11 protein-coding genes and 3 pseudogenes are annotated in these 14,656 nt (G+C 62.0%); 5 read left to right on the top strand and 9 right to left on the bottom strand.

What is annotated here, in order from left to right; translation table 11 throughout:
- Window positions 1-70 precede the first annotated feature (70 nt).
- Window positions 71-961 carry a LysR family transcriptional regulator gene (locus DMX12_RS04115; RefSeq protein WP_110676406.1) on the bottom strand — a complete coding sequence of 297 codons (891 nt, stop codon included), beginning with the start codon at window positions 959-961 and terminating at the stop codon, window positions 71-73.
- Window positions 962-1,052: 91 nt separating this feature from the next.
- Between DMX12_RS04115 and DMX12_RS04110 the strand changes: the two genes are divergently transcribed.
- The 4 genes and pseudogenes from DMX12_RS04110 to DMX12_RS04090 form a co-directional block, all read left to right on the top strand.
- Window positions 1,053-1,553, top strand: coding sequence for a lactoylglutathione lyase family protein (locus tag DMX12_RS04110; RefSeq protein WP_110676404.1), 501 nt, complete (start codon window positions 1,053-1,055; stop codon window positions 1,551-1,553).
- Window positions 1,550-2,530 (top strand): alcohol dehydrogenase catalytic domain-containing protein, encoded by a 981-nt coding sequence (locus DMX12_RS04105; protein ID WP_110676402.1) that lies wholly within the window; start codon window positions 1,550-1,552, stop codon window positions 2,528-2,530. Before DMX12_RS04110 ends, DMX12_RS04105 begins: the two co-directional genes overlap by 4 nt.
- Window positions 2,531-2,609: 79 nt before the next feature.
- Window positions 2,610-3,461, top strand: coding sequence for an ROK family protein (locus tag DMX12_RS04100; RefSeq protein ID WP_110676400.1), 852 nt, complete (start codon window positions 2,610-2,612; stop codon window positions 3,459-3,461).
- Window positions 3,462-3,790: 329 nt separating this feature from the next.
- Window positions 3,791-4,321: pseudogene (locus DMX12_RS04090) on the top strand (LLM class flavin-dependent oxidoreductase); the annotation flags it as partial.
- A 36-nt stretch (window positions 4,322-4,357) separates the two neighbouring features.
- Here DMX12_RS04090 and DMX12_RS28920 read toward each other — a convergent pair.
- On the bottom strand, window positions 4,358-4,591 hold the full coding sequence (locus tag DMX12_RS28920; protein WP_177411238.1) for a hypothetical protein: 234 nt from the start codon (window positions 4,589-4,591) through the stop codon (window positions 4,358-4,360).
- 123 nt (window positions 4,592-4,714) lie between these two features.
- On the opposite strand from DMX12_RS28920, the pseudogene DMX12_RS04085 reads away from it, so the two are divergent.
- Window positions 4,715-4,983, top strand: a pseudogene (locus DMX12_RS04085) (ABC transporter ATP-binding protein); the annotation flags it as partial.
- Between the two features lie 947 nt (window positions 4,984-5,930).
- On the opposite strand, the pseudogene DMX12_RS04075 reads toward DMX12_RS04085, so the two are convergent.
- From DMX12_RS04075 to DMX12_RS04045, 7 genes and pseudogenes are all read right to left on the bottom strand, one after another.
- Window positions 5,931-6,914, bottom strand: a pseudogene (locus DMX12_RS04075) (TonB-dependent receptor plug domain-containing protein); the annotation flags it as partial.
- A 36-nt stretch (window positions 6,915-6,950) separates the two neighbouring features.
- Window positions 6,951-7,445 carry a RidA family protein gene (locus DMX12_RS04070; RefSeq protein ID WP_177411242.1) on the bottom strand — a complete coding sequence of 165 codons (495 nt, stop codon included), beginning with the start codon at window positions 7,443-7,445 and terminating at the stop codon, window positions 6,951-6,953.
- Window positions 7,446-7,465: 20 nt separating this feature from the next.
- Window positions 7,466-9,028: an FAD-dependent oxidoreductase gene (locus DMX12_RS04065; protein ID WP_110676392.1), complete on the bottom strand. Its 1,563-nt coding sequence runs from the start codon at window positions 9,026-9,028 to the stop codon at window positions 7,466-7,468.
- 558 nt (window positions 9,029-9,586) lie between these two features.
- Complete coding sequence (locus DMX12_RS04060) at window positions 9,587-10,687, bottom strand: LLM class flavin-dependent oxidoreductase (protein ID WP_110676390.1); 1,101 nt, start codon at window positions 10,685-10,687, stop codon at window positions 9,587-9,589.
- Between the two features lie 31 nt (window positions 10,688-10,718).
- A complete protein-coding gene (locus tag DMX12_RS04055; RefSeq protein WP_110676506.1) occupies window positions 10,719-12,053 on the bottom strand; it encodes an LLM class flavin-dependent oxidoreductase in 1,335 nt (444 codons plus the stop codon).
- Window positions 12,054-12,125: 72 nt separating this feature from the next.
- Entirely contained in the window at window positions 12,126-13,745 is a 1,620-nt protein-coding gene (locus DMX12_RS04050) for an ABC transporter ATP-binding protein (RefSeq protein ID WP_110676388.1), read from the bottom strand.
- Window positions 13,742-14,656, bottom strand: coding sequence for an ABC transporter permease (locus DMX12_RS04045; RefSeq protein ID WP_177411241.1), 915 nt, complete (start codon window positions 14,654-14,656; stop codon window positions 13,742-13,744). The genes DMX12_RS04050 and DMX12_RS04045 overlap by 4 nt, the downstream gene beginning before the upstream one ends.

Below are 14,656 nucleotides of genomic sequence, written 5' to 3'. Positions count from 1 at the left end.
CGCTCAGCAGCGCGGGTGGGGTGGGCTGGTCGAGGTAACATCGCCCAGCACGCCAATCCCAGGGTGAAGGTCACGTGCGGTCAACGGCTAGATACAGGTTTTGCTGCATCTGATCAATGACACGCCTGGCTCTCGACGAAAGCGGCCACTCTGATCGGTAAATGAGCCAGAGCGTGTCTACAACGGCGTTCCCACACTCCACCACCTGCAAAGCATTCTGTGCATGGAAGGCGCGCCTGGCGAACCTTGGCAGCACAGTAAAGCCCAAACCTCGTGAAACCGGCTCCAGAATGAGGCTCACCTGATTACTGAAGCCGCGTTTCTTGATTGCTTGGATGCCGGCGGCGTCTGGATATCTCCGGCTAAGCCGGCGTGTTGCCATTCCGACCCCATCGGGGTGGTCGATGAAGCCGAGTTCTGAAAGCGTTTCGAAGCCAACATAAGGTGTAGTGGTGGGCAATATCAACTCCAGGGGTTCCTCGCCAAACCGCTGCGCTGTGATCCTCATGTTGTCTGGCTTGTGAGTCACGATTCCCATTTCAAAGCGATTGGTCAGTACTGCATCGAGCACCTCCGCGTCGGGGGCGAACCTGTGGCGGATAATGAGGCCAGGATGGTTTTCTTGATAATCCAGCAGGAGCGGATACAAGGCCAGCCCTATACTGCCGGGGGACACCAGGCTGATATCGCCTACGTCTTGGTCTTCTGAACTCAGGCGGGCATCGAGTGCACGGCCAGCTCGTTCCATTTCTCTGAAGTAGTCCAACACGGCACTCCCGGCAGGGGTCAGCTCAACATGCCGGTGGTGGCGAACGAAGAGGCTGCCGTAGTGCTTTTCCAGGCTCTGGATGTGCTGGCTCACTGCGGCCTGGGTCAAATTCAGATGTTCTGCAGTGCGAGTGAAATTCCCAAGTTCGGCCAGCACTGCAAAGGATCGGAGCCACTGCGGATTAACCATCATGAAGTCTTATCGTAACCATAATGTGGGCACGGTTTTCATTATATATGACCGGGCGTAGGGTAGGGACCAATCTTTCTGGAGACTGTCCGTCATGTCCGTTTACCCCCGTAATTTCTCCCATATAGGCCTCTCGGTCACCGACCTGGATGGCGCTGTCAAGTTTTACACAGAGGTGCTTGGGTGGTACCTGATCATGCCGCCGACCACCATCGCTGAAGATGACAGCGCGATTGGCGTAATGTGTACGGACGTCTTTGGTGCCGGATGGGGATCGTTCCGCATCGCCCATCTGTCTACGGGCGATCGTATCGGCGTCGAGATATTTGAATTCCGCAACGCCCAGCGCCCTGACGACAACTTTGAATACTGGAAAACCGGTGTCTTTCATTTTTGCGTGCAAGATCCGGATGTCGAGGGCTTGGCCGCAAGGATCGTGGCTGCAGGTGGCAAGCAGCGAATGCCGGTACGTGAGTATTTTCCAGGTGAGAAGCCATTGCGCATGGTTTACATGGAGGATCCCTTCGGCAATATCCTGGAGATCTACAGCCACAGCTATGAGCTCACCTATTCTGCAGGCGCATACCAATCATGATTTTGCCAACAACTCACCGCGCGTTTACCTGGCAGGGCAGTGCTGACCCGGCTGATCTATTGCTCACTGAAACTCAGATTCCCAAACCGGAAGCGGACGATGTTCTTATCCGCAACGTCGTGATCGGCCTCAATCCTGTGGACTGGAAAGTCTTGGGTGGGCAACTGGTCAACTGGCAGCCCGGGCACGTACCCGGGGTCGATGGTGCGGGGGTCGTGGTTGCTGTAGGCGACAACGTCTGCGCTTCCTGGGTCGGCCAGCGCGTCGCTTACCATCAAAGCCTTGGTCGGCACGGCAGTTTTGCAGAATATACCCCGGTGAGAGCCAGCGCAGTGCTTCGTGTACCAGCCATGGTTAGCTGGGAGCATGCAGCCAGTCTCCCTTGCCCAGGCTTGACCGCTTGGCTGGCGCTGGAAAAGCTGCCGCAATCATGTCGGACTTTGCTGGTGAGCGGGGCGGGCGGCTCCGTTGCCAACCACCTGATTCAGATAGCGGTGCGGCGCGGGTTGAAGGTCACTTCACTGAGCCACCGACGACATGCACAACGCCTGGCGGATCTAGGGGTGGCAGAGTGCATGGAGGGTCCACTGGATCAGGCCTGGAGCGGCCCCATGGTGTTCGATGCTGTTATAGACACCGTGAACGCTGAACATGCTGCGCGACTCGAACCCGCGCTCAGAGCCAACGGCCATCTGGTATGTGTTCAAGACCGGCTCCACGCCTCGCCCATACCACCGTTCACCCGGACCATTTCGCTGCACGAGGTCGCTCTCGCGGCATTGCATACGTTCGGTGATGATCGTGCCTGGCAAGCGCTAGTGGACGCGGGCGAGGGCATGCTTACCTCAATGGGGCGGGCGCAGTGGACGCCTGACAGTTACAGCGTAGCCTCGTTCGAGCGTCTTCCAGATCACCTCACCGGGCTGCAACAACGCACGTTCAGCGGCAAAGGCGTGATTCGGGTCGCAAACGACTAATTGCGTGGCATGCGTGAACCACCCAGACTCGGGCCCTGAAGAATTCGCATTCCGTTTCATTCATAGCCAAGGTATACCAATGCACAGTGCCCCCGAAGGAAATGAGATCATCGTTGGCGCCGACCTGGGGGGAACCAAGCTCCTGCTGGTATGCGGAGCCTATTCACGACGTTGTGAAACCGGGCCCGGCTATACGCCTGACGATTTTGCCGCCCAGCTCCGCGCCTTCATCGAAGATTTGGGGCCACGTCCGGCTCTTATCGGGATTGCGGTACCGGGGCTGGTCGGTTGCGATGGCATAGTCGTTAGTTGCGACGTGCTGCCTGGCCTGACCGGCTGGCGTCCGGCGCTTGCACTCGAAGCACTTGGGTGCCGGATAGTTGTCATCAATGATGTAGAGGCCGCCCTGCTGGAAGAAATGCAGGATGCCAGCGCTGAGTTCACGGGCGGCGTCATCATGGCCGGCACGGCCATTGGTGCTGCCTTCATGACGCACGGACGGGCGTTGCGGGGTGCCAATGGCTGGGCTGGCGAGCTTGGTTACCTGCCGCTGCGTGTTGGTGGTTCAGTCAGGCGGCTGGATGAGGTAGCCGGCGGTGGCGCTATGGCCAACCGGCTTGGCATCAGTGGCGATAAGCTCGCACGTTTGGTAGAGGCTGCAGACCCTGGCGCCATCGGTACAGTCAGGGCCGGCGGCCAGGCCCTGGGTCTTGGCATTGCCACTATCATCAACTTGCTCAACCCCTCGCGTCTGGCCGTGGGTGGTGGAACTTTGAAGCTCGAAGGGTACTGGGAGGCTGCTTTGCAGGCAGCCGAAGCCCATGCCATTGCACCCCTCTGGGAGGCTTGTACTGTCGAACGCGTGAAGTCGGAAGATTTCGTAGTGGCACTAGGGGCGATTCGAGCCGTTCAGAGCACCTTGAAACCATAGGTGCCTTCGCGTTCTAGTTGAGCGATCAGACCGCACTTCCAGTGCAGATACCCCAGCATGGCCTCGCTGGGAAATGTCCGCTTTCTCGTAAGGGCGCTGGCAGCGTTAGTACCGCTACTGTTGAGTGCTACCGTGAGACGCGGCCAAGCATGCCGGCCATTCAATGCTGGACGAGGTCGAGCGGCGCATCCGGCACTTCATCGTCGCGCAGTGTGCCGGGCTGGTTAGAAAATGGTCTTGGAAGCGGCGCATTGAGGACATCGTGTGAGCGTCTTGCGGTGGAGCGCCGAGCTTGTGGACGCACCCGGCAGATGAACGCTTGGCCGCCAACACCTTCGAAACAGCGCGCGCCACTGCTGGTTCAGGCGGGTTGGTCTGGGAGAGGGCGGAAGTTTGCGGCCAAGCATGCTGAACTGATCTTCATAGCCAAGTCGAACCCGCACGAAATCCGTCAAGGGCTGGAAGAGATTTGGACGATAGCTGAGGCACGTGGCCGTGCTCGCGATGACGTAAAGTCGCTGACAGTGCTGCGCATCCCTTTAACCGCCAGAGATGTCAGAGAGCGCTTTGCAAATGTTACACGGGGCACCTATCTGATCCTGGTAGGTACTGCGGAGCAGGTGGCAGGCAGAATCGAGGCGCATGCCCGGATATCGGGTACGAGTGGCTACATGCTCAACCCTTTGACAAGCCCTGGCACATTAGAAGATTTCGTGGAGCTGGTGGTGCCGGCGCTGCAAAAGAGAGGTCTTTACCGAACCGGTGCTCAGAGCGGAAGCTTGCGTTCCAGATTGAGGGCTGACAGATCTGACCGCCTGCCAGCGTCGGCCTACGGATCCTCCTTCCGCTTTCCCGCATAAACAACATCAAAAACAGGGCCCGTGGGCTAATGCCAGTCAGTTAAGTAATTTGGGGCCGCTTTGCGACCCTTCGCGGGCACGCCCGCTCCCACAGGTGATCGCGCATTTCTTGAGTTCAGCGCCAAACGTGGGAGCGGGCGTGCCCGCGAAGCGCTGCAAAGCAGCCCCAGTCTTTGGCTTCTCGAAGCCGACGTTGGCGCCGAAAATCGTGTAGGAGGGCGCATAGAAGGTGTTGGCATAGTCGACAGCCGTGCGCGAGGCCGATTGCACATCCAGTCTGCTTGTTGGCGAGGGTGGAATTGACCTCGCCCTTGAGGTGCTCAGTGGACGTGAATGCGGAGTTGGTGCGGCTTTCATGACCGAACAGTTGGTCGATGCTGCTGTGGGCGTACGAGGATTCTGGTGATGGACGAGGCCACTTCAAGCCTGGACTCGATCACCGAGCGCTTCATCCAGGACAAACTGGACGAAATTATGGAAGACAAAAGCGTCGTGGTGGTCGCGCATCGGCTGTCGACCGTGGCCCATCTGGACCGCATTCTGGTGTTCGACAAGGGCGGGTGGTTGAGGGTGGCCGTCATGACCAGTTGCTGCGCCAAGGCGGTTACTACGCGCGTTTGTGGAATCAGCAGTTCAGCGCTGAACTGGGCGAGGCGGTTTGAGACAGGCCCTGCAAGCACCGTTGCTGGTGCTCGCGTGATGCTCAGATCGACAGGTGCTGTGAGCTGCCTCTGAAACCCGGACTCGCCCATCCGCCCGGTGGCTTGGCATTTTCAGCTATGTCAGATCTAGAAACCAGAAAAAACTATAATGAATTTCTTGTTTATTATTAATGTCCGATTGGTCAGGTATTACAACGTAACCTATTGTATTAAACCGCCATCTTGATCTCTACTGTTTCAGGGTCGGAATTTCAATTTGACTTTCCCTAAGGTTCTGTTATAGGTGTGTACTCGGGCACCTAGAAGACACCATGCACAAGCGTTACGTGAAAGCACTCGCAAAGCGTTTCGTTTAGTCATTTAGTGGCGCTTCCCTACTGATCTCTTCTTAAATGCCTGTCTATAGGGTTGGAATGAGGAGAGCATCATGTGCAAGAAAACTCTCAAGGTAATTTCTAATCTCTCTCGGCATAAGACTCCGGGTTATTCTCTCTGCGCTAGCTTTGAGTGGGGCCTCTGTATGACTGGGTGCGGATAATTTTATTGTCCGTGGTTTATTTTAGGTTCGCCGAATTATTTTTGGCGGCCTTAATATTTACCCAAGTAATAGCGGGAGGTCATCATGTTGCAAGCATGCATGTATGAGAAGAAGCTTTGGATAATACATTCAGTTGATCCGAGCAGTCATAAATTTGTGCTTCGACAATTTGACAGTGAGAAGACTATTTTGGTCGAGCCTTCTTTGGTCAGGATGGTTGATGCACACGTTTTGGCGGATACTTTCCAGAAGCAGGCGGAAGAGCATGCTGAGATTCTTGATCCTGTCGATACTGATAATGTAAGCCTGAAGCGACAGAAAAAGGCTCAAGAGCGTTATAATGCTATTTCAGCCGAATTGGCAGGGGATATTAGTGCCAAGGCGGCCGCCGAAAAATGCAAACTGTCTCGCCGAAGGCCGCCTGGTAGTCGTATTCCTCGATGTACCAGGTGGGTGTGTAGCCGGACGGACGTCCGTTCGGCCCGGTGGTGATGGTGTTGACGATGGTCGGCAGTCGGAAGTTCTGGCCCTGTTCGGCCTTGCGGTACGACCAGGTGCTGAACGAGTACAGGGTCAGGTCGTCCTGCAGCGGCAGCTCGGCGTTGTAGCCCAGGGTCAGCAGGTTGATCTTCGGCGTGCCGTAGCCGCCATAGGTGACCTTGCCGGCGCGGTCGAGGGCTTCGGCCTGGCTGTAGCCGTTGGCGCTAGCCTTGTTGTCGTCGTTCTGGCTGCGGGCGTCGAGTGCCAGTTGGAGAATGCCGTCGTGGCCGATTTCAAAGCCCTTGTTCAGGCTTTGCTGCACGGTCTGTTTCTTGCCATCGTAGCCCTGGCCCGCAGTGCTTACGGCGGTGCCGCTGGTGTCGGCCTTGAGGATCACGTTGATCACCCCGGCGATGGCGTCGGAGCCATACTGGGCCGCCGCGCCGTCACGCAGCACCTCGACGTGGTCGATGGCACTGATGGGGATCAGGTCGAGGTCGCTGGGCGCGGCGCCGGCGTTGATGCCGCTGATGTTCAGGGTGGCGCTGGTGTGGCGGCGCTTGCCGTTGACCAGCACCAGCACCTGGGCAGCGTTGAGGCCACGCAGGCTCGGTGCATGGGCCATGCCGCTGGCGTCCCAGCCGGTTTTCTCCGGCAGGGTCAGCGACGGTACGCTGGCGCTGAGCGCCTCCATCAGGCCGGGCTTGCCGGTTTCCTGCAATTGTTTGGCACTGATCACGTCGATGGGCACCGGGCTGCTGGTGACGGTGCGTTTCTCGCTGCCACGGTTGCCGGTGACGATCACCGTGCCAAGCGCCTGGGCGGCGGGTTCCTCGGCCAGGCCGGGGGCGGTGTGCAGGCCGGCGGCCAGGGCCACGCTGAAAAAGGGAGCAGTTTTGAAAGCTTTCTTCATGCACGCAGTTCCTTGTCTGGCATTGGTGGTGCGCGCTTACGGCGCCTTGGCGGCGATCGCGTCGATTTCCACCAGCGCGCCCGGCAGCGGGAGGGCCACCACCTGGATCGCCGTGCGGGTCGGTTTGCGGGGTTGCTGAGCGGTGGCGAAGAACTCGGTGTAGGCCGCTTGCAGCCCGGCGAAGTCGAGGGCGCCGCCATTGGCCGGGTCGCCCACCAGAAACACCCGTAGCTGGACGATGTCACCCAGGTCCAGGCCCTGGCCTTGCAGCGCCGTGCGCAGTTTGTTCAGCACCGAGCGGGTCTGGGTTTCGGTGTTGCCCAAGGCGGCGATGCTGCCCTTGGCCGCCTTGGGATCTGCGATGTCCGGCAGGGTCCCGCTGACGAAGGTCAGCTGACTGCCGGCCGGCACGGTGACCAGTTGCGAGATGGGAAAGTTGGAGTCGGGCGGGGCGACGCGCTTGATGCCATCGGCGTGGGCGTTGAGGGTCAGGGACATGAGGGCTCCGGCAAGCAGAAGAAGACGAGGCATGGCGAGGATTCCTTGGGGGGTCAGGCGGCGACGCCGCGGGTGGTCTGGCTGGCATGGCGGGCGATCAGGCCGACCACCCGGCGCGCGGATTCGGCGGCACTGTTCTGCCAGATGCCAACGCCGCCATGGGCCAGGGCGTCGCTGGCCAGCCAGGTGCGGCCCTGGGGCTGGTTGAGCAGGTCGTAGCCGGGTTGGGCGACTTCGTCGTGGACGATCCACGGCGCTTCGCTGAACGGGATCTTCGACCAGTTCACCACCACCGGCCGGCCCAGCTTGCCGCTGTGGCCGGGGTGCAGCGATTCCACCGCCTGGCGCGAGGAGGCGATCTGCGCCTGCAGCGACTTGCCGGCGAACTGCTGGGCCACAGCACCCGTGTTGTAGGTGGCGACCAGCACGCCCTGGGCACTGTTGAGGTGGTCGCTGGGGTACCACAGAGTGCGGGCTTCGTGGTTGATGTAGCTGAGCCCGCCGTAGATCTGGAAGTCGGTCTCCCAGAAGCGCGGTGATTGCCAGGCGACCTTGTTGGCCTTGTCGCCTTCGGCACTGGCGATGGCTTGCTTGAAGGCGTTGTCGAAGTTGTTCGGTATCTTGGCCAGTAGCGGCAGGGGCAGGGTGACGATGGCGTAGTCGGCGTGTTCGACATGCTGCTGACCTGTCTTGCGGTCGCGCCACTTCACCTTGGCGCCAGCGTCACCGGTCTCCACCGCTAGCACTTCGGCGCCCAGGCGCACGCTGTCGTGGACGTGGCGGTAAAACGCCTTGGGGATCTGGTCCATGCCGCCAACCGGCTGGAACATGGTCGAGGAAAACTCTGGGATCTCGTCGAACACCAGCGGCAGCAGCAGGTTGCTGTCGAGCAACTGGTCTAGGGGCACCGGCTGGCGCTGCACCGGGGTCTGGTCGCCGGCGCCGGCGTAGCGGGTGTAGCCGGCGCGCACCGAGCCGCGGTATTGCTGTTGGCTGTCGAGGTCGCCGTAGACCTTGAGGAATTCGAGCAAGGCCTTGCGCTGGCTGCTGCTGAGTTCGGCATCGAGGCTGTTGCGGCTGACGCTGCGCGCCAGCAGTTCGCTGAAATGCCCGCGGGTGTCGTTGACCGCCTGGCGCAGCAGCAGCGGTGGGCGTGCCAGGTCTGGCTGGGCCAGGGCGTTGCGGCTGCTGTTGACCAGCACCTGCAGCTCCACGCCCAGCTCGCGGCAGTAGCCAAGGATGGTCAGGTGATGGCTGGGCAGGCGTGCGGCGCCGGCGTTGAAAAAATGGCCCGGGTCGAACTCTACGGTTTGCGAACTGCCGTCGTTGTGCTCGATGCGGTCGCCCTGGCGCACGGTCCAGACCCGGCCGCCGACGCGCTCGCGGGCTTCCAGGACAGTGACCGAAAAGCCGGCCTTGCGCAGCTCATAGGCGGATACCAGGCCGGAAATGCCGGCACCGACAATCACAACGCGCTTGCCGTTGCCGCCGTTTGCGGCCAGTTGCAGGGGTTGGAAGGTGGCGGCCAGGGCATTGTGCCCCAGCGCGCCGAGGGCTGCCGAATAGCCGCCGATGGCGGCGAGGCGGGTAATCAGGTCTCTACGGGACAAACCCATGTCGCATGCTCCGAAAAGGTTGGGTTCGGATGTGCGCAACGGGCGGGCGGATCGAGGGAAGGACCCGATGGCGGCTGGCACAAATCCATTTGCCTCCGCCATGTTGGGGTCGGTTTACAGAACTTAATGGACTTTCAGCAGGCTGTGAAAGGCTATTTGCTTCTAAGTTAATTATGTTTACGCTTCATAAAGGAACTAATGTTAAATGCGTAGATAGAATTTTGTATTGGGTCAATGATGGGTCTGCCATAGCATTTTGGGCGCCTGTGTGATCGAGCGCCGCCCGCGCGGCGCATCGCGAGCTTTGCTCGCTCCTACCTCTGTTTGGGCCAATGTTTCCTGTGGGATTTGCGCGCGGACGCCCTGGCGCATGGCGTGATATCGCATCGTACAAACAAGGCGGTCGCGCGCGCCTGTCACAGGCCTTACTGGCCCGAAACAGACGTAGGAGCAAGCAAAGCTCGCGATGCGCCGCGCGGGCGGCGCTCGATCTCACAGGCGCCCGAACTGCCTTGGCGAGCACTATGCGCCTTGACGCACTGCCGTGGCGACAAGGCCCTAGGCAGAGCGGGTGCTGCGTTCATCCTCACGCTGCGCAACCAGCGCACGAATCCGCGGAATCAGCTCCTGCCCGTACTCCACGGCATCGCGCAACTGCTCGAACCCGCGAAATAGGAAAGTGCTCACGCCCAGTTCGTAGTAGGCCAGCGCGGCCTCGGCCACCTGCTCAGGGGTACCCACCAGCGAGGTGGAGTTGCCGGCGCCGCCGCCCCAAGCCGCGATCTCGGTCCACAGCCGGGTGTCATGCACCTTGCGCTGGCCGGCCAGCTGCACCAGGCGCTCGGAACCGGCGTTGCTCTTGCCGAAGTTCTTCTCGCGGCGGTTGCCCTGGCGGATGCCGATGCGTTGCTGGGCGTCGGCCAGGATGCGCTCGGCCCGCGCCCAGGCTTCATCTTCCGTTGCACCGAGGATCGGCCGTAACGAGAGGCTGAAGCGGATATGATGCTCCCGCCCGTATCGGGCAGCCGCCTTGCGTACTTGGGCAATGCGCTCGCGCACTTGCTCCAGCGGTTCACCCCACATCATGTAGACGTCGGCGTGTCTTGCCGCGACTTCCACTGCCGCGTCCGATGCCCCAGAGAAATAGACCGGCAGCTTGCCCACGGGTTTGACCAGGGTCAGGTTGTCTTCCACCCGGTAATGCGCCCCGTGGTGGTCGAACGGCGTGGTCTGCGTCCAGGTTTTGTGCAGCACCTCCAGGTATTCGTCGGTGCGGGCATAGCGGGCATCCTTGTCGAGGAAGTCGCCGTCGCGCTGCAGGTCGCCGCTGTCGCCGCCGGTGATTACGTTGATCGAGGCCCGGCCACGGCTAAGCTGGTCGAGCGTGGCGAACTGGCGAGCGGAGAAGGTCGGGGCCTGGAAGCCGGGGCGGTGCGCCACTAGCAGGCCGATGCGCTCGGTCAACGCAGCGACGTAGCTGGCCAGGATCATCGAGTCCGGGGCACTGGTGTTGACCGCCAGCAGGGCCTTGTCGAAGCCGGCGTATTCCTGGGCCTGGGCAAAGGCCTTGATGAAGTCCAGATCAACCAGCGGGCCCCGGGGCGCCTGGGATTCACTGCTTTCCTGGGGGCCGATGAGGCCAATGAATTCGAGGGTCATGTAGTGGAACTCCTTTTCAAGGGGGCAGCCGTCAGGCGACGGCGGTCTGGCTGCGACGTTGGCTATTGCGGTTGGTCGGTATGCTCAGGCCAAAGCTGTCACGCAACGTGCTGCCGGTGTATTCGCTGCGCACCAGGCCGCGCGCCTGCAGCAGGGGTACTACCAGTTCGGTGAAGTACTGCAGGCCATCGGGCAGCAACGAGTTGATGATGAAACCATCGGCGGCGGCGCCCTCGAACCAGGCCTGCAAGGCATCGGCAACTTGCTCTGGGGTACCTGTGAAGTCCCGGCGCGGGCGCGAGAAGCGCAAGGCTGTTTCGCGCAGGCTCAGGCCCTCGTCGCGGGCCAGTTGTTTCAACTGGTCGGCAGTGCCTTTATGGCTGTTGTCGCCGAGTGTGCCAAGATCGGGGAAGGGCGCATCCAGGTCATGCAGGCTGAAGTCGTAGTCGTTGAACGGTCGGCCCAGGGCAACCAGGGCGTCTTCGATGCTGACCAGGTCTACGGCCTGCTGGTAGCGACGCTCGACCTCGGCTTCATCGCGGCCCACGATCGGGCGGATGCCCGGCAGGATGAACAGTTGCTCCGGGTCGCGGCCATGGCCGGCGGCGCGCTGTTTCAGGTCCTGGTAGTAAGCGCGGGCATCACCGAACGACTCGGGGTTGACGAAGATTGCATCGGCATTCTGCGCGGCGAAATTGCGGCCGTCCTCCGACACCCCGGCCTGGAAGATCAGCGGTTGTCCTTGGGGGGAGCGCTGAATGTTCAGTGGGCCCTTGACCTTGAAGAACTCGCCCTGGTGGCCCAGGGTGTGCAGCTTGGCCGGGTCGAAGAACTCGCCGGTCAGTTTGTTGCGGGTGAAGGCGTCGTCTTCCCACGAGTCCCACAGGCCCTGCACTACCTGGACATGTTCACGGGCGATGCGGTAGCGCACGGCATGGGGTGGGTGTTCCTCCTTACCAAAGTTGTCGGCGGTACCCGAGAGCCACGAGGTGACCACGTTCCAGCCGGCGCGACCGCCGCTGATCAGGTCCAGCGAGGCGAACTGGCGGGCGACCTGGAAGGGCTCGGTGTAGCTGACCGTGACCGTGGCGACCAGGCCGATGTGGGATGTGACAGCTGCCAGCGCCGAAAGAATGGTCAGCGGCTCGAAGCGATTGAGGTAATGGGGGCTGGAGCGGGCGTGGATGTGCAGGCTGTCGGCAATGAAGGCGAAGTCGAACTTCGCAGCCTCCGCCAGTTGCGCCTGTTGCTTGTAGTAGCCGAAATTGACGCTGGCGTCAGCCAGTGCCTTGGGGTGACGCCATTCGCCCCAGCCGTGGCCGACACCATGGATCATTGCACCGAGATGGATCTGTCGTTTGCTCACGTTCATTACCTCTGGCCAGATAGGCCTCAATGTCTGATCCACGCGGCACGCCCGTGCCGCGTGGCACAACGGTCAAACCGCCACGGGCAGCACGCTGCGCGAATGCCCTGGTATTGCCTCGATCAGCGCTCGGGTGTAGGTGCTGGCCGGTTGGCCGAACACCTGCATCGCCGGGCCTTGCTCGACCACTTGCCCGCGCCGAAGCACCAGCACCTGGTCGGCCATGCTTGCCAGCACCGCCAGGTCGTGGGAGACCAGTACGTACGCCATGCCCAATTCGCGCTGCAGTTCATCCAGCAGGGCGAGGATCTGTGCCTGCACCGATACGTCCAGTGCGCTGACCGGTTCGTCGAGCAGCAACACCTCTGGCTCCAGGGCCAGAGCCCGGGCAATGGCCACCCGTTGGCGCTGGCCTCCGGACAACTCACGCGGCAGGCGGTCGAGGAAGTGCACCGGCAAGTGCACCCTGGCGATCAGGTCGCGGGCTTTGCTCTCCAGTGCCCGGCCCTTGAGCAGGCCGAATGACACCAGCGGCTCGACGATGCTGTCGAACACGGTGAAACGCGGGTCGAGTGCGGCAAACGGGTTCTGTTGCACCAGCTGGATGCGCCGACGCAGGGGCCGGAACTGCCGCCAGCTGAACGCGCTGACATCTTCGCCAGCGAACTCGACATGCCCTTGGCTGGGTTGTTCCAGCCCTAGGGCAATACGCAGCGCTGTGCTTTTGCCTGAGCCAGACTCGCCTACGATGGCCAGGGTCTGACCGGCGTGCACTTCAAGGTTCAGGTCATGCAGGGCAGTGAAGTGAGCATGCTGCCCTGGCAGCGCAAAGCGTTTGCCGATGTTGCGCAGGCGCAGCAGCGGCACCTGGCCCGTCACCTCGCCGGGCCTGCGCCGCGGCACGAAGGCCGGCGCCGCATTGAGCAGATCACGTGTATAGGGGTGCTGCGCCCCCCAGAGTATTTGCCCGGGGGATGCATGCTCGATCAGCTCGCCCTGCTTCATCACCAGCAGGCGGTCGGCGCGGTCGCATGCCATGCCCAGGTCATGGGTGATGATCAGCAACGAGATGCCACGCTCGGCCACCAGTTGTTGCAGGTGATCGAGAATGCGCCGCTGCACCGTGACATCCAGCGCGCTGGTGGGCTCGTCGGCAATGATCAGCCGCGGCTTGCCCGCCAGGGCGATGGCAATCAGCACCCGCTGGCGCATGCCGCCAGACAATTCGTGGGGGTACTGGCGAGCCCGCAGCGCCGGCTCATCCAGGCCAACCTGGGCCAGCAATGCGAGGACTTCGCTGTCCACCTCGGGGTAGCGTCGGCCGCGGGCCAGCACCAAGGCCTCGGCGATCTGGCGGCCAATGCGCAGGGTGGGGTTGAGGCTGACCATCGGGTCCTGCGGCACCAGGCCGACGGTACGCCCGCGCAACTGGCGCCTGGTGGGCTCGTCGGCCTGTGCGACATCGACGCCGTCGACCCACAGCTGGCCCTGGTCGATGTCGGCATTGCCCGGCAGCAGGCCGAGCAGGGCGTTGGCCAGGGTCGACTTTCCGGAACCGGACGCGCCGACGATGGCCAGGGTTTCGCCTTGGGCCAGGTTGAACGACAGCCTCCTTACCGCCTGGGTGCGTTGCCCGGCGAAGGCGTAGCTGACACTCAGGTCGCGTACCTCGATCAAGGGCGACTGGCTCATCGGGCATGCTCCTCGGCGCTGCGCGCCAGGTGGTTGAGGCTGAACACCACGGCCACCACGAACAGCCCCGGCAGCAGAGATACCCAAGGCGCAGTGATGAGGAAGTGGCGGCCGTTGGCGATCAACGTGCCCCATTCCGCTGCTGGCGGAGCCGCGCCGAAGCCTAGAAAGCTGAGCCCGGCGGTGGCCAGGATGGCGGCGCCGAAGTCCAGGGTGGCGAGTACTGCTACCGGGCCCCAGGCATTGGGCAGCACGTGGCGCAGCAGTGTGCGCGCCCAACTGGCGCCTCCCAGGCGTGCAGCTTCGACGTAGGGCAGGGTCTTGATCCGCAGCACTTCGGCACGGGTGGTGCGGGCGAAGCCCGGGATGATTCCGACGCCCACGGCGACGGCCACAGGCACCGTGCCGAAGCCGATGGCAGTGACGATGGCCAGCGCCAGCAGCAGGCCGGGCAGGGCCAGCAACACGTCGATCAGGCGCATCAGCGCAGCGTCGACGCGCCCACCAGCAAAACCCGCCATTACACCAAGGCCAAGGCCACCGAACAGGGCGATGGCCACCGCCAGCAGTGCGGCCATCACCGACAGGCGTGCGCCGTACACCACCCGGGTATAAAGGTCGCGGCCCAGCTCGTCTGTGCCGAACCAGTGCACCAGGCTGGGGGCGCCAAGCTTGTCGGCGGGCGACGTGGCATACGGGTCGAAGCTGGTCAGCAGTTGGGGTGCAAGCGCGGCGAACAAGGCAAACAGCACGATCAGCAGCGCCAGGCTGAAGCCGGGCCGGCGCAGCAATGGGATCAAGGTTTGCTGGGCGCGCTGCAAGCGTGTGCGACGCTTCCAGGTGAGCGCAGGGCGTGCCTCGCCGCCGGCATTCGCGGTGTCGCTCGGGGTCAGGGGGATATCGATGGTCAT

This window comes from Pseudomonas sp. MB-090624 (assembly GCF_003205245.1).
Classification (GTDB): domain Bacteria; phylum Pseudomonadota; class Gammaproteobacteria; order Pseudomonadales; family Pseudomonadaceae; genus Aquipseudomonas; species Aquipseudomonas juntendi.
This window is presented reverse-complemented; position numbering and strand designations above follow the sequence as displayed.